25 protein-coding genes are annotated in these 17,437 nt (G+C 71.3%); 2 read left to right on the top strand and 23 right to left on the bottom strand.

Going from position 1 to position 17,437, the window contains the following annotated elements; all coding sequences use genetic code 11:
- Positions 1-2: 2 nt before the first annotated feature.
- The 17 genes from rplR to rpsJ all read right to left on the bottom strand — a co-directional run bounded on the left by rplR (position 3) and on the right by rpsJ (position 7,989).
- A complete protein-coding gene (gene rplR, locus ABD249_RS02505) occupies positions 3-374 on the bottom strand; it encodes a 50S ribosomal protein L18 (protein ID WP_344339966.1) in 372 nt (123 codons plus the stop codon).
- Positions 374-910, bottom strand: coding sequence for a 50S ribosomal protein L6 (rplF, locus tag ABD249_RS02500; protein WP_344339964.1), 537 nt, complete (start codon positions 908-910; stop codon positions 374-376). The genes rplR and rplF overlap by 1 nt, the downstream gene beginning before the upstream one ends.
- Before the next feature lie 6 nt (positions 911-916).
- Entirely contained in the window at positions 917-1,315 is a 399-nt protein-coding gene (gene rpsH / locus ABD249_RS02495; RefSeq protein ID WP_344339962.1) for a 30S ribosomal protein S8, read from the bottom strand.
- Positions 1,316-1,409: 94 nt separating this feature from the next.
- Positions 1,410-1,973 (bottom strand): 50S ribosomal protein L5, encoded by a 564-nt coding sequence (gene rplE, locus ABD249_RS02490; protein ID WP_344339959.1) that lies wholly within the window; start codon positions 1,971-1,973, stop codon positions 1,410-1,412.
- Positions 1,966-2,337, bottom strand: coding sequence for a 50S ribosomal protein L24 (gene rplX, locus ABD249_RS02485; RefSeq protein ID WP_344339957.1), 372 nt, complete (start codon positions 2,335-2,337; stop codon positions 1,966-1,968). The genes rplE and rplX overlap by 8 nt, the downstream gene beginning before the upstream one ends.
- Entirely contained in the window at positions 2,337-2,705 is a 369-nt protein-coding gene (rplN, locus tag ABD249_RS02480) for a 50S ribosomal protein L14 (RefSeq protein ID WP_344339955.1), read from the bottom strand. The genes rplX and rplN overlap by 1 nt, the downstream gene beginning before the upstream one ends.
- Positions 2,706-2,721: 16 nt before the next feature.
- A complete protein-coding gene (rpsQ, locus tag ABD249_RS02475) occupies positions 2,722-3,006 on the bottom strand; it encodes a 30S ribosomal protein S17 (RefSeq protein ID WP_344339953.1) in 285 nt (94 codons plus the stop codon).
- Complete coding sequence (rpmC, locus tag ABD249_RS02470) at positions 3,006-3,305, bottom strand: 50S ribosomal protein L29 (RefSeq protein ID WP_344339951.1); 300 nt, start codon at positions 3,303-3,305, stop codon at positions 3,006-3,008. The genes rpsQ and rpmC overlap by 1 nt, the downstream gene beginning before the upstream one ends.
- Positions 3,305-3,724: a 50S ribosomal protein L16 gene (rplP, locus tag ABD249_RS02465; protein ID WP_344339949.1), complete on the bottom strand. Its 420-nt coding sequence runs from the start codon at positions 3,722-3,724 to the stop codon at positions 3,305-3,307. Before rplP ends, rpmC begins: the two co-directional genes overlap by 1 nt.
- 2 nt (positions 3,725-3,726) lie before the next feature.
- Positions 3,727-4,458, bottom strand: a complete 732-nt coding sequence (gene rpsC / locus ABD249_RS02460; RefSeq protein ID WP_344339946.1) for a 30S ribosomal protein S3 — start codon at positions 4,456-4,458, stop codon at positions 3,727-3,729.
- A 5-nt stretch (positions 4,459-4,463) separates the two neighbouring features.
- On the bottom strand, positions 4,464-4,826 hold the full coding sequence (gene rplV, locus ABD249_RS02455; protein WP_344339944.1) for a 50S ribosomal protein L22: 363 nt from the start codon (positions 4,824-4,826) through the stop codon (positions 4,464-4,466).
- A gap of 25 nt (positions 4,827-4,851) precedes the next feature.
- The gene (gene rpsS, locus ABD249_RS02450; RefSeq protein ID WP_092503023.1) at positions 4,852-5,133 is read right to left on the bottom strand and encodes a 30S ribosomal protein S19; all 282 of its coding nucleotides are present in this window, start codon (positions 5,131-5,133) and stop codon (positions 4,852-4,854) included.
- Between the two features lie 6 nt (positions 5,134-5,139).
- Positions 5,140-5,979 (bottom strand): 50S ribosomal protein L2, encoded by an 840-nt coding sequence (gene rplB, locus ABD249_RS02445; protein WP_344339939.1) that lies wholly within the window; start codon positions 5,977-5,979, stop codon positions 5,140-5,142.
- Between the two features lie 19 nt (positions 5,980-5,998).
- Positions 5,999-6,295 (bottom strand): 50S ribosomal protein L23, encoded by a 297-nt coding sequence (rplW, locus tag ABD249_RS02440; protein ID WP_344339936.1) that lies wholly within the window; start codon positions 6,293-6,295, stop codon positions 5,999-6,001.
- A gap of 4 nt (positions 6,296-6,299) precedes the next feature.
- A complete protein-coding gene (rplD, locus tag ABD249_RS02435) occupies positions 6,300-7,019 on the bottom strand; it encodes a 50S ribosomal protein L4 (protein ID WP_344339934.1) in 720 nt (239 codons plus the stop codon).
- Positions 7,020-7,021: 2 nt separating this feature from the next.
- Positions 7,022-7,672, bottom strand: coding sequence for a 50S ribosomal protein L3 (rplC, locus tag ABD249_RS02430; RefSeq protein WP_344339932.1), 651 nt, complete (start codon positions 7,670-7,672; stop codon positions 7,022-7,024).
- An 8-nt stretch (positions 7,673-7,680) separates the two neighbouring features.
- The gene (gene rpsJ / locus ABD249_RS02425; RefSeq protein ID WP_344339930.1) at positions 7,681-7,989 is read right to left on the bottom strand and encodes a 30S ribosomal protein S10; all 309 of its coding nucleotides are present in this window, start codon (positions 7,987-7,989) and stop codon (positions 7,681-7,683) included.
- A gap of 606 nt (positions 7,990-8,595) precedes the next feature.
- On the opposite strand from rpsJ, the gene ABD249_RS02420 reads away from it, so the two are divergent.
- Entirely contained in the window at positions 8,596-9,489 is an 894-nt protein-coding gene (locus tag ABD249_RS02420) for an arginase family protein (protein WP_344339927.1), read from the top strand.
- Here the strand turns inward: ABD249_RS02420 and hutI are convergent.
- The 3 genes from hutI to hutH are packed head-to-tail and all read right to left on the bottom strand — an operon-like array spanning position 9,486 to position 13,944.
- The gene (hutI, locus tag ABD249_RS02415; protein WP_425546276.1) at positions 9,486-10,718 is read right to left on the bottom strand and encodes an imidazolonepropionase; all 1,233 of its coding nucleotides are present in this window, start codon (positions 10,716-10,718) and stop codon (positions 9,486-9,488) included. The two genes, ABD249_RS02420 and hutI, sit on opposite strands and share 4 nt — an antisense overlap.
- Complete coding sequence (gene hutU, locus ABD249_RS02410) at positions 10,715-12,385, bottom strand: urocanate hydratase (protein WP_344339922.1); 1,671 nt, start codon at positions 12,383-12,385, stop codon at positions 10,715-10,717. The genes hutI and hutU overlap by 4 nt, the downstream gene beginning before the upstream one ends.
- Complete coding sequence (gene hutH / locus ABD249_RS02405; protein ID WP_344339920.1) at positions 12,382-13,944, bottom strand: histidine ammonia-lyase; 1,563 nt, start codon at positions 13,942-13,944, stop codon at positions 12,382-12,384. Before hutH ends, hutU begins: the two co-directional genes overlap by 4 nt.
- A 98-nt stretch (positions 13,945-14,042) precedes the next feature.
- Here hutH and ABD249_RS02400 point away from each other — a divergent pair, with 98 nt between their 5' ends.
- Positions 14,043-14,849: an IclR family transcriptional regulator gene (locus tag ABD249_RS02400; RefSeq protein WP_344339918.1), complete on the top strand. Its 807-nt coding sequence runs from the start codon at positions 14,043-14,045 to the stop codon at positions 14,847-14,849.
- Between the two features lie 15 nt (positions 14,850-14,864).
- Here ABD249_RS02400 and ABD249_RS02395 read toward each other — a convergent pair whose 3' ends face one another.
- The 3 genes from ABD249_RS02395 to tuf all read right to left on the bottom strand — a co-directional run bounded on the left by ABD249_RS02395 (position 14,865) and on the right by tuf (position 17,235).
- The gene (locus ABD249_RS02395; protein WP_344339916.1) at positions 14,865-15,332 is read right to left on the bottom strand and encodes a GNAT family N-acetyltransferase; all 468 of its coding nucleotides are present in this window, start codon (positions 15,330-15,332) and stop codon (positions 14,865-14,867) included.
- Positions 15,333-15,355: 23 nt separating this feature from the next.
- Positions 15,356-15,919 (bottom strand): dTDP-4-dehydrorhamnose 3,5-epimerase family protein, encoded by a 564-nt coding sequence (locus ABD249_RS02390; RefSeq protein ID WP_344339914.1) that lies wholly within the window; start codon positions 15,917-15,919, stop codon positions 15,356-15,358.
- A gap of 122 nt (positions 15,920-16,041) precedes the next feature.
- Positions 16,042-17,235 carry an elongation factor Tu gene (gene tuf / locus ABD249_RS02385; RefSeq protein ID WP_344339912.1) on the bottom strand — a complete coding sequence of 398 codons (1,194 nt, stop codon included), beginning with the start codon at positions 17,233-17,235 and terminating at the stop codon, positions 16,042-16,044.
- Between the last annotated feature and the right edge of the window lie 202 nt (positions 17,236-17,437).

The following is a 17,437-nucleotide window of genomic DNA, read 5'->3' as shown; positions in this document are numbered from 1 at the left end:
GCTCACAGCTCCAGACCTGCCTCTCGTGCACCGTCGGCCACTGCCGCGACTCGGCCCGCGTAGCGGTTGCCGCCGCGGTCGAACACGACCTTCTCGACGCCGGCGGCCTTGGCGCGCTCGCCGACGAGCTCGCCGACGCGCTTCGCCTTCTCCGACTTGTCGGCGGAGAGGCCGCGCAGGTCGGCCTCCATCGTCGACGCGTAGGCCAGCGTGTGGCCCTGGGCGTCGTCCACGATCTGCACGAACAGGTGCCGTGCGGAGCGGGTGACGACGAGGCGCGGCGTGGTGGCCGAGCCGACGATCTTCTTGCGCAGTCGCGAGTGACGACGGCCGCGGGCAGCGGACTTGCTGGTGCCTCGGGTTCCGATTCCCATCACTTACCTGACTTTCCGGCCTTGCGGCGGATCTGCTCGCCCGCGTAGCGGACGCCCTTGCCCTTGTAGGGCTCGGGCTTGCGGAGCTTGCGGAGGTTGGCAGCCACCTCGCCGACGGCCTGCTTCGAGATGCCGGCGACGATGACCTTGTTGTTGCCCTCGACCGTGAACGTGATGCCCGCGGGGGGCTCGACGGCGATCGGGTGCGAGTAGCCGAGCGCGAACTCGATGCCGGCGCCCTTCGACGCGACGCGGTAGCCCGTGCCGACGACCTCGAGGCCCTTGGAGTAGCCGTCGGTCACGCCGACGATGTCGTTCGCGATGAGCGTGCGGGTCAGGCCGTGGAGCGAGCGCGACTCGCGCTCGTCGTCCGGGCGCGTGACCTGCACCTGGCCGTCGACGACCTCGACCTGGATCGGCTTCGCGACCTCCAGGCTGAGCTCGCCCTTCGGGCCCTTGACGGTCACCGAGGCGCCGTCGACGTTGACCTCGACACCCGCGGGGATGTCGATGGGGAGTCGTCCGATTCGAGACATGTCAGATCACCACACGTAGGCGAGGACTTCCCCACCCACGCCCTTCTGCTGGGCCTCACGGTCGGTGAGCAGTCCCGAGCTCGTCGAGAGGATCGCGACGCCGAGGCCGCCGAGCACCTGGGGGATCTCGGTCGACTTCGCGTACACGCGGAGGCCGGGCTTCGAGACCCGCTTGATGCCGGCGATCGAGCGCTGACGCTCGGGGCCGTACTTGAGGCCGATGGTGAGGGTCTTGCCCACGCGGGCGTCCTCCACCTTCCAGCCGGTGATGAAGCCCTCGCGCTCGAGGATCTCGGCGATGTGCGTCTTGAGGTTCGACGACGGCAGCGAGACCTCGTCGTGGAACGCCGTGTTGGCGTTCCTGAGCCTCGTCAGCATGTCGGCGACCGGATCGGTCATCGTCATGGATGTCTCCTTGGGTTGAGTCCGGTTTCCCCGCCCGTTCCACGGACGGCGACCTGGACACGTGCCTCGACGCCGATGGGCGCCGAGGGTCCTGCTACTCGGACTTGAAGGGGAAGCCGAGCGCCTTGAGCAGCGCGCGACCCTCGTCGTCCGACTTGGCCGTCGTGACGACGGTGATGTCGAAGCCTCGGACCCGGTCGATGCGGTCCTGGTCGATCTCGTGGAAGACCGCCTGCTCCTGGATGCCGAACGTGTAGTTGCCGTTGCCGTCGAACTGCTTCGGGCTCAGGCCGCGGAAGTCGCGGATGCGGGGCAGCGCGAGCGTCAGCAGACGGTCGAGGAACTCCCACATCCGGTCGCCGCGGAGCGTCACGTGGGCACCGATGGGCATGCCCTCGCGCAGCTTGAACTGGGCGATCGACTTGCGAGCCTTGGTGACCATCGGCTTCTGGCCGGTGATGGCCGTGAGGTCCTTCACCGCGCCGTCGATGACCTTCGAGTCGCGAGCAGCCTCGCCGACGCCCGTGTTCACGACGATCTTCACGAGGCCGGGGACCTGCATGACGTTCGCGTACTCGAACTGCGAGCGCAGCTGGCCCACGATCTCCGCGCGGTACTGCGCCTTGAGGCGCGGCAGGCGCACTGCCGTGTCAGTCATTGCTCTTGATCTCCTTGCCCGAGCGCGTGCTCACACGCACCTTCGTCGTCACCTTGACGCCGTCCTTCTCGACCTTGCTGATCGAGGCACGGACACGCGTCGGCTTCTTGGTCTCCGGGTCGATGAGCGCGACGTTCGACAGGTGGATCGGGGCCTCCTGGGTCTCGATCCCGCCCGTCTTCGTGCCGCGCTGCGTCTGGCCGACCTTGACGTGCTTCGTGACGAGGTTGATGCCCTCCACGATCACGCGGTCCTGGTCCCTGAGGACCTCGAGCACGCGCCCGGTCTTGCCGCGATCGCCGCCACGGCTCTCCCGGCCACCCGAGATCACCTGGACGGTGTCGCCCTTCTTGATGGTCGCCATCACAGCACCTCCGGCGCGAGCGAGACGATCTTCATGAATCGTCGATCGCGCAGCTCACGGCCGACCGGTCCGAAGATGCGGGTGCCACGGGGGTCACCATCGGTCTTCAGGATCACGGCGGCGTTCTCGTCGAACTTGATGTAGGAGCCGTCGGGACGACGAGTCTCCTTCACCGTGCGGACGATGACGGCCTTGACCACATCGCCCTTCTTCACGTTCCCACCCGGGATGGCGTCCTTGACCGTCGCGACGATCGTGTCGCCGAGACCCGCGTAGCGGCGGCCGGAGCCGCCGAGCACGCGGATGGTCAGAAGCTCCTTGGCGCCGGTGTTGTCGGCGACCTTGACGCGGGATTCCTGCTGCAGCATGTCTGTCTCCCTCGCCCTACTTGGCCTTCTCGAGGACCTCGACCAGACGCCAGCGCTTGGTGGCGCTCGTCGGTCGAGTCTCCGCGATCAGGACGCGGTCGCCGATGCCGGCGGTGTTCTGCTCGTCGTGGGCCTTGACCTTCGACGACGTGCGGATGACCTTGCCGTAGAGCGGGTGCTTCACGCGGTCCTCGACCTCGACGACGATGGTCTTGTCCATCTTGTCGCTCACGACGAATCCCTGACGCGACTTGCGGTAGCCGCGCTGGATCGTCTGAGCTGCCTCTGCCTTGTCGGCCATCAGCTCTCCTCGACCTTCTCGGCCTCGGTGGCCTTCTTGGACTTCTTCTTCTCGGCGGGCTTCTCCACCGGCGCCGGGGAGGCGCTGATCCCGAGCTCGCGCTCACGGATCACGGTGTAGAGGCGCGCGATGTCGCGCTTCACGGCACGCACGCGGCCGTGGCTCTCGAGCTGCCCGGTGGCAGCCTGGAAGCGCAGGTTGAACAGCTCCTCCTTGGCGCGCTTCAGCTCGGCGACGAGACGCTCGTCGTCGAACGTGGCGAGCTCGACGGGGAGCAGCTCCTTCGTTCCGATCGCCATTATGCGTCAGCCTCCTCGCGGGTGATGATGCGCGCCTTGAGCGGCAGCTTGTGGATTGCACGGGTGAGCGCCTCGCGGGCGAGCGCCTCGTCGACGCCGGCGACCTCGAAGAGGACGCGGCCCGGCTTGACGTTCGCGACCCACCACTCGGGCGAGCCCTTGCCGGATCCCATGCGGGTCTCGGCGGGCTTCTTGGTCAGCGGACGGTCGGGGTAGATGTTGATCCACACCTTGCCGCCACGCTTGATGTGACGCGTCATCGCGATACGAGCGGACTCGATCTGACGGTTGGTCACGTACGCGGGCGTCAGGGCCTGGATGCCGAACTCGCCGAAGCTGACCTTCGTGCCGCCGGTCGCCTGACCGGTACGGCTCGGGTGGTGCTGCTTGCGGTGCTTGACGCGACGGGGGATCAGCATGATCAGCCCTCCGATCCGGCGTTGGAGTCGCGACGGGGTCCCCGGCGCTCCGGACGCTGCGACTTCTGGTTCGCCTGCTCGCGAGCGAGCTCGCGGTTGGTGATGTCGCCCTTGTAGATCCAGACCTTCACGCCGATGCGGCCGAAGGTGGTGCGGGCCTCGTAGAAGCCGTAGTCGATGTTCGCGCGGAGCGTGTGCAGGGGCACGCGGCCCTCGCGGTAGAACTCCGAGCGGCTCATCTCGGCGCCGCCGAGGCGACCCGACACCTGGACGCGGACGCCCTTGGCGCCGGCGCGCTGCGCGCCCTGCAGACCCTTGCGCATCGCACGACGGAACGCGACGCGAGCGCTGAGCTGCTCCGCGATGCCCTGTGCGACGAGCTGTGCCTCGGCCTCGGGGTTCTTGACCTCGAGGATGTTCAGCTGGATCTGCTTGCTCGTGAGCTTCTCGAGCTCCGAGCGGATGCGCTCGGCCTCGGCGCCGCGGCGGCCGATGACGATGCCCGGACGTGCCGTGTGGATGTCCACGCGGACGCGGTCGCGGGTGCGCTCGATCTCGATGCGTGCCACGCCGGCACGGTCGAGGCTCTTCTTGAGCAGCTCGCGGATCTTGATGTCCTCGGCCACGTAGTCGGCGTAGCGCTGACCGGGCTTCGACGAGTCGGCGAACCACCGCGACACGTGGTCGGTGGTGATGCCGAGGCGGAACCCGTACGGGTTGACCTTCTGTCCCATTGTTCCTAGACCTCCGTCTCGGGCGTGGCCAGCACGACGGTGATGTGGCTCGTTCGCTTGTTGATGCGGAAGGCACGACCCTGCGCGCGCGGTCGGAACCGCTTGAGCGTGGTGCCCTCGTCGACGTAGATGCTGGACACGTACAGGTCCTGCTCGTCGAGGTAGGTGTTGGCGGCGTCGGCCTTCACGCGAGCGTTCGCCACCGCGGAGGCGACGAGCTTGCGGACGGGCTCCGCCGCGCTCTGGGGCGCGAACTTGAGGATGGCCATGGCCTCCTCCGCCTGCTTCCCGCGGATGAGGGCCACGACGCGACGGGCCTTCTGCGGGGTGATGCGGATGTGCCGCACCCGAGCGATCGACTCGATCATCTCTTCCTCCTTCAGCGTCGCCGCGTCAGCGGCGACGGCCCTTCTTGTCGTCCTTCACGTGGCCGCGGAAGGTACGGGTCGGCGCGAACTCGCCGAGCTTGTGACCGACCATCGACTCGGTGACGAACACCGGGATGTGCTTGCGACCGTCGTGGACGGCGATCGTGTGACCGAGCATCGCGGGCACGATCATCGAGCGGCGCGACCAGGTACGGATGACGTTCTTGCTGCCGGCCTCGTTCTGACGGACCACCTTCTGGAACAGGTGGTCGTCGACGAACGGGCCCTTCTTGAGGCTGCGAGGCATCTTGGGTTACTTCCGCTTCTTGTTCGTGGACCGGCGACGGACGATGAGCTTGTCGCTCTCCTTGTTGGGGCGACGGGTACGGCCCTCCGGCTTGCCCCAGGGGCTCACCGGGTGACGGCCACCGCTCGTCTTGCCCTCGCCACCACCGTGCGGGTGGTCGACCGGGTTCATCGCGACGCCGCGGACGGTCGGGCGGATGCCCTTCCAGCGGTTGCGACCGGCCTTGCCCCAGTTGATGTTCGACTGCTCGGCGTTGCCGACCTCGCCGATCGTGGCGCGGCAGCGCGCATCCACGTTGCGGATCTCGCCCGAGGGGAGACGCAGCTGGGCGTAGGGGCCGTCCTTCGCGACGAGACGCACGGAGGCGCCGGCCGAGCGGGCCATCTTCGCGCCGCCGCCGGGGCGGAGCTCGATGGCGTGGATGACGGTACCCGTGGGGATGTTGCGCAGGGGCAGGTTGTTGCCGGGCTTGATGTCGGCACCCGACCCCGACTCGACGACGTCGCCCTGCGAGAGCTTGTTCGGCGCGATGATGTAGCGCTTCGTGCCGTCCGCGAAGTGCAGCAGCGCGATGCGCGCCGTGCGGTTCGGGTCGTACTCGATGTGCGCGACGCGTGCGTCGATGCCGTCCTTGTCGTGACGACGGAAGTCGATCACGCGGTACTGACGCTTGTGACCGCCACCGATGTGCCGCGTGGTGATGCGACCGGTGTTGTTGCGGCCACCCGTCTTGGGCAGCGGGCGGAGCAGCGACTTCTCGGGGGTCGAGCGCGTGATCTCCGCGAAGTCGGCGACCGACGAGCCACGACGACCCGGGGTCGTCGGCTTGTACTTGCGAATAGCCATGTGTCTAGTCCTCAGATCCTCAGCCGACGGCCGTGAAGATGTCGATCGAGCCGGAGCGCAGCGTGACGATCGCGCGCTTGGTGTCCTTGCGCTTGCCGAGGCCGAACTTCGTGCGGCGGGTCTTGCCCTGTCGGTTCAGCGTGTTGACGCGCTCGACCTTGACGCCGAAGATCTTCTCGATCGCGAGGCGGATCTCGGTCTTGGAGGCGCGGGGGTCGACCTCGAAGGTGTAGCTGCCACGGTCGATGAGCGAGTAGCTCTTCTCCGAGACGATCGGGCGCAGGATGACGTCGCGCGGGTCCTTCTGGATGCTCATCGTCCTACTTCTCCTCTGCCTCGGTGGCCTCGGCCTTCGCGGCCTTCGCCTTCGGAGCCTTCTTCGCCGCAGCGGCCTCGACCTCGACGGTCTCGCCCGTGCGGGCCTCGACGAACGCCTGGTACGCGGCCTGCGAGAAGACGAGGTCGTCGCTGCGGAGCACGTCGTACGCGTTCAGCTGGTCCCACGTGAGCACGTGGACGTTGTCCAGGTTGCGGACCGACAGCCACGCCGACTCCTCGTCGCGGTGCAGCACCACGAGGACCTGCTTCGAGGACGCCACCGTCGCGAGCAGCGCGACGGCCGTCTTCGTCGAGGGAGCCTCGTCGGTCGAGAACGACTCCACGACGTGGAGACGGCCACCGCGGGCGCGGTCCGAGAGCGCACCGCGGAGCGCGGCGGCGATCATCTTCTTGGGGGTCCGCTGCGAGTAGTCGCGCGGCGTCGGGCCGTGCACGACGCCACCACCACGGTGCTCGGGCTGGCGGATCGAGCCCTGGCGCGAACGGCCGGTGCCCTTCTGCTTGAACGGCTTGCGACCGGAACCGGACACCTCGCCGCGGTTCTTGGTGCTGTGCGTGCCCTGGCGTGCGGCAGCGAGCTGCGCGACGACCACCTGGTGGATGAGGGGCACGTTCGTCTGGACGTCGAAGAGCGACTCGGGCAGCTCGACCGAGCCTGCCTTCGCACCCTTGGCGTCGAGGACGTCGACCTTGTTCGCCATGGTCAGGCTCCCTTCACGGCGTTGCGGACGAACACGATGCGGCCGCGAGCCCCGGGGACGGCGCCCTTGACGAGCATCAGGCCCTTCTCGAGGTCGACGGAGTGCACCGTGAGGTTGAGCACCGACACGCGGTCGCCGCCCATGCGGCCCGCCATGCGCATGCCGCGGAAGACGCGGCTGGGCGTCGACGAGGCACCGATGGAGCCGGGCTTGCGGTGGTTGCGGTGGGCACCGTGGGAGGCGGAGACGCCGGCGAAGTTGTGACGCTTCATGACGCCCGCGAAGCCCTTGCCCTTCGAAGTGCCGACGACGTCGACCTTCTGGCCGGCCTGGAAGACGTCGACCGCGATCTCCTGGCCGAGCGCGTACTCGGACGCGTTGGCGGTGCGGACCTCGGTGAGGTGGCGGCGAGGCGTGGCGCCTGCTGCCTTGAAGTGACCGGCCGTGGGCTGGTTCACCTTGCGGGGGTCGATCTGGCCGAACGCGATCTGGATCGCGTCGTAGCCGTCACGCTCGGGCGTGCGGATCTGCGTGACCACGTTGGGCGTGATCTCGACGACGGTGACGGGCACGAGCTTGTTCTGCTCGTCCCACACCTGCGTCATGCCGAGCTTCCGGCCCAGCAGACCCTGAGTCGTTGCGAGGGTGGACATGCGATTCCTTAGAGCTTGATCTCGATGTTGACGTCGGCAGGGAGGTCGAGGCGCATGAGCGAGTCGACCGCCTTCGGCGTCGGGTCGACGATGTCGATGAGGCGCTTGTGCGTGCGCTTCTCGAAGTGCTCGCGGCTGTCCTTGTACTTGTGGGGAGAGCGGATGACCGGCACCACGCTCTTCTCGGTCGGCAGCGGCACGGGGCCCACCACCGTCGCGCCCGCACGGGTCACGGTGTCGACGATCTTCCGCGCCGACGAGTCGATGACCTCGTGGTCATACGACTTCAGTCGGATGCGGATCTTCTGTCCCGCCATGCTGTCCTTCTCTCATCGACGCGCAGCCTTGCGACTGCGACCTTGAGCACTGCTGTGCGCCATGTTCTTCTGTCAACGCCCCGAGGGGCACGCCGATCCTGCTGCGGGCACGCCCGCAGGAGCTTCGGCGAAGTGATGTCGATCTGCCCGCGGCCCACGACCTGAGGTCCTGTGCACTGCCGAGCAGTGAGCCGCGATCGCGGCGTCTGCAACCTGACGATTCTCGCACGCATGGGTGGTGTGTGCAACCCGGGCGTGTCGCGGCCACCGCATCGGGGCCTGCATCCCGGGTCATGCAGCGGGATCGCGGCTCGGCGCTGGCGGCCGCGGCGGCTGCCGTCGCCTCCGGCACGCGCACCCCGGGGACCGCGCCGGTGGCTCCAGCGTACCGGCGAGACGGCGACTGGTCGACGTGCGACCGTGACCAGTCATCAGGGCGGGCGGGGCTGCGGATAGCGTGGGCGCATGGGCGAGGACGCACGGACGGACGCACAGACGGACGCGAGGACCGACGCGGGGGCGGACGCAGGTCTGCCTTCAGGGCGCGACGCACGGTCGGACGCAGGGGTCGACTCGCGGGTCGCGGCGCGGCGGGTGCGGGACGCGATGCACGTCGACGCGCTGTGGCCGCGGGCCGGCGGATGGGCCGACCTCGGGGACGAGGACGTCGACGCCGTGCTCGTGGGCGTCGGCACGCACGCGACGAGCATCAGCGCGACGGGCGCGCACGCGACGCCGCTCGCCGTACGCGAGGCGCTCGCGCGCTTCGCCGCCCACGCCGAGGGCGTCGACCTCGGCGCGCTGCGGATCGCCGATGCAGGCGACGCCGTCGACCCCGACGGCGACGAGGAGGCGGCGACCGCGCTCGTCGCGCGCGCAGCGACGCGCTCGCGCCTCGTCATCGTGCTCGGCGGCGACAACGCCGCGACCGTGCCCGCGGCGCTCGGCGCCTGGCGCGGTGCGGGCGTCACGGCGGCCACGGCGGGGCTCGTGACGCTCGACGCCCACCACGACCTGCGCAACGGCCGCTCCAACGGGTCCCCCGTCCGCCGGCTCGTCGAGGCCGGGCTCGACGGCCGCCGCATCGTGCAGGTCGGCATCCAGGACTTCGCGAACTCCGCCGCCCACGCCCGCCGCGCGGCGGAGCTCGGCATCGTCGTCATCTCGCGCGCCGCCGTCGAGGAGGAGCCGGCCGGCATCGTCGCCGCCCGCGCGCTCGACGTCGCAGCGGCAGGGCGCGGACCGGTGCACGTCGACGTCGACGTCGACGTCGTCGACCGCGCCGCCGTGCCCGCCTGCCCCGCATCGGTGCCCGGCGGCATCTCGGCATGGCGCCTGCGGGAGCTCGTGCGCGCCCTCGCCCGCGACCCGCGCGTGCGATCCCTCGACCTCACCGAGGTCGACGCCACCGCGGATGCCGCGGATGGCCGCACGGTGCGGCTGACCGCGCTGTGCGTGCTCGAGGCGCTCGCGGGCCTCGCCGAGCGCCCCCGGCGCTAGGCGCTCGCGGTCCTCTCCGAGCGTCCCCGCGGCCAGACGACCCGCTCCCCCGCGCGCCACACGGCGTGCGTGAGGGGCACGCCGGGCCGGTACGCGAGGTGCGCGGCCGACGGGGCGTCGAGCACGTGGAGGTCGGCACGCGCACCCGCGCGGATGCGGCCGAGATCGGGCGCACCCGCGCGCGGCTCGTCGCGCCCGAGCGCGATGGCGCCGCCGAGCGTCGCCGCGCGCACCGCCTCCGCGACCGTCAGGTGCTGCTGCAGCACGGCCGTCGCGACGCAGAACGCCATCGACGTCGTGGAGGAGGTTCCGGGGTTCGCGTTCGTCGCGATCGCCACGACGGCGCCCGCGTCCACGAGCGCACGGGCCGGCGCGAGCGGCATGCGCGTCGACAGGTCGCATGCGGGCAGGAGCGTCGCGACCGTGCCGCGCGCACCGTCGGCCCACGACGCGGCGAGCCCCGCGATCTCGTCGTCGTCGACGAAGCCGACGTGGTCGACGCTGCGTGCGCCGAGCTCGAGCGCGAGGCGCACGCCCGGTCCGGGTCCGAGCTGGTTGCCGTGCACGCGCACCGCGAGGCCGGCCGCCCGTCCCGCCTCGAGCACGCGCCGCGAGGCCGCCTCGTCGAACGCGCCGCGCTCGCAGAAGACGTCGATCGCGTCGACGTGCGGCAGGACCGCCGCGAGCATGGGCCCCGTGACCTCGTCGAGGTACGCCGCCTGGTCGCGGCCGTCGGGCACGAGGTGCGCGCCGAGGAACGTCACGGCATCGGCGCGCGTCGCCGCGATCCGCGCCGAGCGCGCCTCGTCCGCGACCGTGAGGCCGTAGCCCGTCTTCGTCTCGAACGCCGTCGTGCCTCCGTGCAGCGCCTCGTCGACGAGGCCGTCCAACGACGCCTGCAGGGTCGCGTCCGACGCGGCACGGGTCGCCGCGACCGTCGTGGCGATGCCGCCGGCGGCGTACGCCTCCCCCGCCATGCGCGCCTCGAACTCCGCCGAGCGGTCGCCGGCGAAGACGAGGTGCGTGTGCGCGTCGACCCATCCGGGGAGCACGGCGCGACCTGCGACGTCGACGCGCTCGTCGGCGGACGGCGCCGCGGCCGCCGCGCCGACCCACGCGATGCGCTCCCCCTCGAGCACCACGGCGGCGTCCTGCAGGCGGCCGCCGTGGTGCTCGTCGTTCGTGATGAGCTCGCCGATGCCCGTCACGAGCGTCGAGCGCGGCATCATCCCTCCTGCATCGGCACGCGGATGCCGTGCGCGAGCGCGAACTCCGTCGCCTCGTCGTACCCGGCGTCCGCGTGCCGCAGCACGCCCATGGCCGGATCGTTGCGCAGCACGGCCTCGAGGCGCTCGGCGGCGAGCGGCGTGCCGTCGGCGACCCTCACCTGGCCCGCGTGGATCGACCGGCCCATGCCGACGCCGCCGCCGTGGTGGATCGACACCCAGCTCGCGCCCGACGCCGTGGCCGTGAGCGCGTTGAGCAGGGGCCAGTCGGCGATCGCGTCGGAGCCGTCCTTCATGGCCTCCGTCTCGCGATACGGGCTCGCGACGGAGCCGGCGTCGAGGTGGTCGCGGCCGATGACGATCGGCGCGGAGAGCTCGCCCGAGGCGACCATCTCGTTGAACCGCAGCCCCGCGAGGTGCCGCTGCTCGGCGCCGAGCCAGCAGATGCGCGCAGGCAGGCCCTGGAACGCGACGCGCTCGCCGGCGAGCTCGATCCAGCGGCGCAGCTGCGGATCGTCGCCGAACAGCTCGAGGATCGCGCGGTCGGTCCTCGCGATGTCCTCGGGGTCGCCCGAGAGCGCCACCCAGCGGAACGGCCCCTTGCCCTCGCAGAAGAGCGGGCGGATGTAGGCCGGGACGAACCCGGGGAAGTCGAAGGCGCGCTCGTAGCCGCCCAGCCGCGCCTCCGCGCGCAGCGAGTTGCCGTAGTCGAACACCTCGGCGCCGGCGTCCTGGAAGCCCACCATCGCCTCGACGTGCCGCGCCATCGACGCACGCGCCGCCTCGGCGAAGCCCTCGGGGTCGGCCTCGCGCGCCGCGTGCCAGTCGTCGAACGCGACCTCGACCGGCAGGTACGCGAGCGGGTCGTGCGCGCTCGTCTGGTCGGTGACGACGTCGATGGGCGCCTGCATCGCGAGCAGCTGCGGCACGATCTCGGCGGCGTTGCCGAGCACGCCGATCGACACGGCACGGCCCTCGTCGCGGGCGCGGATCGCCCGCTCGACGGCGTCCTCGACGCTCGTCGCCTGCTCGTCGAGGTAGCGGTGCTCGATGCGGCGCGCGATGCGCGTCGCGTCGACCTCGACGCAGATCGCCACGCCGCCCTGCATCGTCACGGCGAGCGGCTGCGCGCCGCCCATGCCGCCGAGCCCCGCGGTGAGGGTGATGGTGCCGGCGAGCGAGTCGCGGCCGAGCGCCCGTGCGACGGCGCCGAACGTCTCGTACGTGCCCTGCAGGATGCCCTGCGTGCCGATGTAGATCCACGATCCGGCCGTCATCTGGCCGTACATCATGAGGCCCGCGGCCTCGAGCCTGCGCAGCTCGGGCCACGTCGCCCAGTCGCCCACGAGGTTCGAGTTCGCGATGAGGACGCGCGGCGCGCGCTCGTGCGTGCGCAGGACGCCCACGGGCTTGCCCGACTGCACGAGCAGCGTCTCGTCGTCCTCGAGCGTCTCGAGCGTGCGCACGATGGCGTCGAACGCCTCCCACGAGCGCGCGGCCTTGCCCGTGCCGCCGTAGACGACGAGCGCGTCGGGGTGCTCGGCGACCTCGGGGTCGAGGTTGTTCTGCAGCATGCGCAGCACGGCCTCCTGCTCCCACCCCTTCGTATGGAGCTCGGTGCCGCGATGGGCGCGGACGGGCCTGGGGCCGCTGACGCTGGGACCGGTCATCGGTCGTTCCTTCCGTCGGCGTCGGCGATCGCCGACGCGGTGCTGGTGATGCCCGCCGCCGCGAGCAGGTCGCCGGAGGCGACGAGCGCGCGGACGGCGGCGATGTCGGGGGCGAGGAACCGGTCGGGGCCGGCGCCGGGCACGTGCTCGCGGACCGCCGCGATCACGGCGCCCGTCCGCCTGCCGGCGGGAGCGTCGCGCAGCTCGATGCCGCGCGCCGCCGTCATGACCTCGATCGCGAGGACCTGCTCGAGGCCCGCGAGCGCGGTGCGCAGCTTGCGCGCCGCACCCCATCCCATCGACACGTGGTCCTCCTGCATCGCGCTCGAGGGGATGGAGTCGACCGACGCGGGCATCGCGAGCCGCTTGAGCTCGGAGACGATGCCCGCCTGCGTGTACTGGGCGATCATGAGGCCGGAGTCGACGCCCGGCTGGCCGGCGAGGAACGGCGGGAGCCCGTGGCTGCGCGCCGGGTCGAGGAACCGGTCGGTGCGGCGCTCGCTCATCGAGGCGACGTCCGCGACGACGATCGCGAGGAAGTCGAGCACGGCGGCGACGGGCGCGCCGTGGAAGTTGCCGTTCGAGACGATGCGGCCGTCGAGCGTCACGACGGGGTTGTCGATCGCCGACGACAGCTCGGCGGCGGCGACGCGCGCCGCGTGGTCGGCGGTGTCGCGCGCCGTGCCGTGCACCTGCGGGGCGCAGCGCAGCGAGTACGCGTCCTGCACGCGCGTGTCCTCCGGTCCCGCGTGGCTCGCGACGATCGGGCTGCCTGCGAGGAGGCTCGCGATCGTCGCGGCGCTCGTGGCCTGCCCGAGGTGCGGGCGCAGCGCCTGCAGGTCGGCGGCGAAGGGCGCGTCGGTGCCGAGCAGCCCCTCGACGCTCATGGCGGCGGCGAGGTCGGCGGTGCCGAGCAGCCGGTCGAGGTCGGCGAGCGCGAGGCACAGCATGCCGAGCATGCCGTCGGTGCCGTTCACGAGGGCGAGGCCCTCCTTCTCCGCGAGCACGACCGGCTCGATGCCGGCGGCGGCGAGCGCATCCGGGGCGGGCAGCTCGACGCCGTCGACGCGCACGGTGCCCTCGCCCATGAGCGCGAGCGCGACGTGCGACAGCGGAGCGAGGTCGCCCGAGCAGCCGAGGGAGCCGTGCTCGCCGATCACGGGGTGGATGCCGGCGTCGAGCATGGCGGCGTACGTCTCCACGACGATCGGTCGCACGCCCGTCCTGCCGGTGGCGAGGGTGCGCAGGCGCAGGAGCATGAGGGCGCGCACGACCTCGTCCTCCACCGCGGGCCCCGAGGATGCGGCGTGCGAGCGGATGAGGCTCTGCTGCAGCCGCGTGCGGTCGACGGGCGCGATCGACGTCGTCGCGAGGGCGCCGAAGCCGGTCGAGATGCCGTAGTGCGGCTGCACGTCGTCGGCGAGGGCGTCGACGATCGCGCGGGTCTCGGCGACGGCGACGAGCGCGCCGGGATGGATGCGCACGCGCGCGCCGTGGCGGGCGACCGCGACGACGTCGGCTGCTGCGAGGGGCCCTGCCCCGATGACGATCTCCTGCATGGGTCCATCTCAGCCCGGCGCGTGCGCCGGCGCATCGAGCTGGGAGACACTGGTGTCCGAGATCTCGGACGCTGGGCCGGGTCGGAGGGGAGGCGCGCATGCCGACGCCCCGCATGCCCGCGGCGAGGCACGCGCTGCGCGTCCTCGCGCTGCTCGCCGAGCACCTCGGCCCCGTGCGCGCGCAGACCATCGCACGCGACCTCGGCATCCCTCGCTCGACGACCTACGACTTGCTCGCCGTCATGCGCGACGAGGGCTTCCTCGTGCACTACCCCGAGCTCGGCGCATGGGGTCCGAGCGCCCGGGTCGCGCGCATCGGCTCGCGCGTCGACGCCGCCACCCGGATCGAGCGGCTGGGTCAGCCGCTCCTCGACCGGCTCGTGCGAGCGGCCCCCGTGCCGGCGACGGCGCATCTCGCGGTGCTGTCGGGCGTCGAGGTGCGGTACGCGGGCCGCGGCTCCGGCCGCCGCTCCCCCACGACGGTCTCGAGCGTCGGCGTGCGGCTGCCGGCCGTGCGCACCGCGACGGGGCGCGCGCTGCTCGCGGCGCTCGACGACGCCCAGGTGCGTGCGCTCATGCCGCACGACGCCGACCTCGCCGGCGGCGGCGAGCCGGCGACGCGCGCCGCGCTCGGGCGGATGCTCGCCGACGTGCGCGCCCGCGGCTGGTCGCTCGAGCGCGGCGACGTCGACCCCGCGTACGGCTCCGTCGCCGCGGCGGCGATCGACGCGGTCGGCGATCCCGTCGCCGGGGTGGGCGTCACGGTGCGCCTCGACGACGCGGATGCCGCGGACGCATGGCCCGCGCTGCAGGTGCTCGTCGTCGAGATCGCCGCCGAGCTGAGCGCGCGCCTGGCCGCACGCCGCTCCCAGCCGGGTCGGGATGCGGACCCTGCCGCGCGGTGAGCTCTGTGCGGCCCTTCAGATCGCGCGCGTCATGAACAGGCTGCACGGGTCCAGCGCATACGACCCGAACGGCTCGCAGACCGCGAAGCCGCTGCGGAGGTAGAGCGCTCGCGCCGGCGCGAAGTACGGCTCGGCGCCCGTCTCGAGGCTCATCCGCGTCGCCCCGCCGGCCGCGGCCTCCGCCAGCACGTGGTCGAGCAGCAGCCGGCCGAGGCCGCCGCCGCGGCTCGCGCCGGCGACGCGCATCGACTTCAGCTCGACGTGGCCGGGCTCGCCCGCGATCGGCGCGAGCGCGACCGTGCCCGCGACCGACCCGTCGTCGCCACGCAGCACCCACAGCCGCATCCCCTCGGCGCGCAGCGCGGCGACGTCGAGCGCGTGCACCGACTCCGGTGGCGAGACGCTGCGCATGTCGGCGAGGTGCTCGTCGAGGAAGGCGACGACGTCGTCGGCGATCGACGCGTCGAGCGCGATGGCGGGCATGCGCGTCGGACCCGGGGTGCGGGTCAGCCCGCGAGCACCTCGGCGAGCGTCGGTGCGTCGAGGTCCTTCTGGCTGATGATCGACCGGTCGTCGCGGTCGGGCTCGATCGGCCAGAGGATGCCGAGCTCGGGGTCGAGCGGCGTGATGGCGACGCCGGCCATGCCGGGCACCCACTCGCTCGTGAAGCAGTACACGTACTGCGTCGGGGTGTCGCCCGTCGACTGGAAGCCGTTGCAGACGCCCTCGGGGACGAGGATCTGCGTGCCCGGCTGCAGGTCGGTCTGGAAGACGGCGCCGCGCGTGGGCGAGCCGGGCCGGGTGTCGACCCAGGCGCCGTACGCCGTGCCGTGCGCGATCGCGATGAGCTTCACCATCGACTCGCCGTGCATGCCGCGCATGCCGCCCGGCTTCGTCTCGGTGACGTTCACCTGCTGGAAGGCCGGCAGCGGGAATCCCGCCTCGGCGAGCGCGGACGCGCGGAAGAACTCGCGGACGGTGCCGCGGTCGTCCGTGATCTGCTTCATCCGGATGAGGGCCAGGCCCTCGATGGGCGTCGTCTGCACGTCGAAGTCGATGATGTCCACCATGCCGTCCATCCTACGAGCACGGCGAGGAGCCTCCCGCCCAGCGCCGTGCCGGCGGCACGCGAAAGGGCCCCGCCGAGGCGGGGCCCTTCCGATGCGACCGGGGTCGCGGTGCAGTCAGATGACTACTTGACGATCTTCGTGACCGTGCCGGCGCCGACGGTGCGGCCACCCTCGCGGATGGCGAAGCCGAGGCCCTCCTCCATGGCGATCGGCTGGATCAGCTCGACGACCATGTCGGTGGTGTCGCCGGGCATGACCATCTCGGTGCCCTCGGGCAGCGAGATGACGCCGGTGACGTCGGTGGTGCGGAAGTAGAACTGCGGGCGGTAGTTCGTGAAGAACGGGTTGTGACGCCCACCTTCGTCCTTGGACAGGATGTAGGCCGTGCCCTCGAAGTTGGTGTGGGGCGTGACCGAGCCCGGCTTGACGACGACCTGGCCGCGCTCGACGTCCTCGCGCTTCGTGCCACGGAGCAGGAGACCGCAGTTCTCGCCGGCCCATGCCTCGTCGAGCTGCTTGTGGAACATCTCGATGCCCGTGACCGTGGTCTTCTGCGTCGCGCGGATGCCGACGATCTCGACCTCGGAGTTGATGCCGAGCGTGCCGCGCTCCGCGCGACCCGTGACGACCGTGCCACGACCGGTGATCGTGAAGACGTCCTCGATCGGCATGAGGAAGGGCTTGTCCTTGTCGCGGATCGGGTCCGGGATGGACTCGTCGACGGCCTCCATGAGGTCGAGGACGGCCTGCGACCACTTCTCGTCGCCCTCGAGCGCCTTGAGGCCCGAGACGCGGACGACGGGAGCGTTGTCGCCGTCGAAGTCCTGCGACGACAGCAGCTCGCGGACCTCGAGCTCGACGAGCTCGAGGATCTCCTCGTCGTCGACCATGTCCGACTTGTTGAGCGCGACGAGCAGGTACGGCACGCCGACCTGCTTCGCGAGCAGCACGTGCTCGCGCGTCTGCGCCATGGGGCCGTCGGTGGCGGCGACCACGAGGATCGCGCCGTCCATCTGCGCGGCGCCCGTGATCATGTTCTTGATGTAGTCGGCGTGACCCGGGGCGTCGACGTGCGCGTAGTGGCGCTTCGGCGTCTCGTACTCGACGTGCGAGATGTTGATCGTGATGCCGCGCTGGCGCTCCTCGGGAGCGGAGTCGATCGAGGCGAAGTCGCGCTGCACGTTGGTCGCCGACGGGTACTTGTCCGCGAGGACCTTCGAGATCGCGGCGGTGAGCGTCGTCTTGCCGTGGTCGACGTGACCGATCGTTCCGATGTTCACGTGCGGCTTGGTCCGCTCGAACTTGGCCTTGGCCACTGTGTCCTCCTAGGACGTCTGGTTCTGTCTCGCTTCGCAGCACGCGCGGCGGCGAAGCGCTTCGGGGTATGCAGTTATGGTATCCGCGCTCGGCCCAGGGGCCGAACCGGCAGGGCGCGTCCCGGGGGCCCCTTCGAGAAGGGGCCCCCGAGAGGCTACTCGCCCTTGGTCTTCTGGACGATCTCCTCCGAGACGGCCTTCG

Source organism: Agrococcus versicolor (genome assembly GCF_039531815.1).
Taxonomy (GTDB): Bacteria; Actinomycetota; Actinomycetes; order Actinomycetales; family Microbacteriaceae; genus Agrococcus; species Agrococcus versicolor.
Note: the sequence above shows the minus strand (reverse complement) of the source record. Positions and strands in the feature narration are given on the sequence as shown.

Bases quoted from the DNA above. Each gene is read 5' to 3' on its own strand.
- rplR (WP_344339966.1), bottom strand. From the start codon at position 374: ATGGGAATCGGAACCCGAGGCACCAGCAAGTCCGCTGCCCGCGGCCGT.
- rplF (WP_344339964.1), bottom strand. From the start codon at position 910: ATGTCTCGAATCGGACGACTCCCCATCGACATCCCCGCGGGTGTCGAG.
- rpsH (WP_344339962.1), bottom strand. From the start codon at position 1,315: ATGACGATGACCGATCCGGTCGCCGACATGCTGACGAGGCTCAGGAAC.
- rplE (WP_344339959.1), bottom strand. From the start codon at position 1,973: ATGACTGACACGGCAGTGCGCCTGCCGCGCCTCAAGGCGCAGTACCGC.
- rplX (WP_344339957.1), bottom strand. From the start codon at position 2,337: ATGGCGACCATCAAGAAGGGCGACACCGTCCAGGTGATCTCGGGTGGC.
- rplN (WP_344339955.1), bottom strand. From the start codon at position 2,705: ATGCTGCAGCAGGAATCCCGCGTCAAGGTCGCCGACAACACCGGCGCC.
- rpsQ (WP_344339953.1), bottom strand. From the start codon at position 3,006: ATGGCCGACAAGGCAGAGGCAGCTCAGACGATCCAGCGCGGCTACCGC.
- rpmC (WP_344339951.1), bottom strand. From the start codon at position 3,305: ATGGCGATCGGAACGAAGGAGCTGCTCCCCGTCGAGCTCGCCACGTTC.
- rplP (WP_344339949.1), bottom strand. From the start codon at position 3,724: ATGCTGATCCCCCGTCGCGTCAAGCACCGCAAGCAGCACCACCCGAGC.
- rpsC (WP_344339946.1), bottom strand. From the start codon at position 4,458: ATGGGACAGAAGGTCAACCCGTACGGGTTCCGCCTCGGCATCACCACC.
- rplV (WP_344339944.1), bottom strand. From the start codon at position 4,826: ATGATCGAGTCGATCGCTCGGGTGCGGCACATCCGCATCACCCCGCAG.
- rpsS (WP_092503023.1), bottom strand. From the start codon at position 5,133: ATGCCTCGCAGCCTCAAGAAGGGCCCGTTCGTCGACGACCACCTGTTC.
- rplB (WP_344339939.1), bottom strand. From the start codon at position 5,979: ATGGCTATTCGCAAGTACAAGCCGACGACCCCGGGTCGTCGTGGCTCG.
- rplW (WP_344339936.1), bottom strand. From the start codon at position 6,295: ATGAGCATCCAGAAGGACCCGCGCGACGTCATCCTGCGCCCGATCGTC.
- rplD (WP_344339934.1), bottom strand. From the start codon at position 7,019: ATGGCGAACAAGGTCGACGTCCTCGACGCCAAGGGTGCGAAGGCAGGC.
- rplC (WP_344339932.1), bottom strand. From the start codon at position 7,672: ATGTCCACCCTCGCAACGACTCAGGGTCTGCTGGGCCGGAAGCTCGGC.
- rpsJ (WP_344339930.1), bottom strand. From the start codon at position 7,989: ATGGCGGGACAGAAGATCCGCATCCGACTGAAGTCGTATGACCACGAG.
- ABD249_RS02420 (WP_344339927.1), top strand. From the start codon at position 8,596: ATGCACGTCGACGCGCTGTGGCCGCGGGCCGGCGGATGGGCCGACCTC.
- hutI (WP_425546276.1), bottom strand. From the start codon at position 10,718: ATGATGCCGCGCTCGACGCTCGTGACGGGCATCGGCGAGCTCATCACG.
- hutU (WP_344339922.1), bottom strand. From the start codon at position 12,385: ATGACCGGTCCCAGCGTCAGCGGCCCCAGGCCCGTCCGCGCCCATCGC.
- hutH (WP_344339920.1), bottom strand. From the start codon at position 13,944: ATGCAGGAGATCGTCATCGGGGCAGGGCCCCTCGCAGCAGCCGACGTC.
- ABD249_RS02400 (WP_344339918.1), top strand. From the start codon at position 14,043: ATGCCGACGCCCCGCATGCCCGCGGCGAGGCACGCGCTGCGCGTCCTC.
- ABD249_RS02395 (WP_344339916.1), bottom strand. From the start codon at position 15,332: ATGCCCGCCATCGCGCTCGACGCGTCGATCGCCGACGACGTCGTCGCC.
- ABD249_RS02390 (WP_344339914.1), bottom strand. From the start codon at position 15,919: ATGGTGGACATCATCGACTTCGACGTGCAGACGACGCCCATCGAGGGC.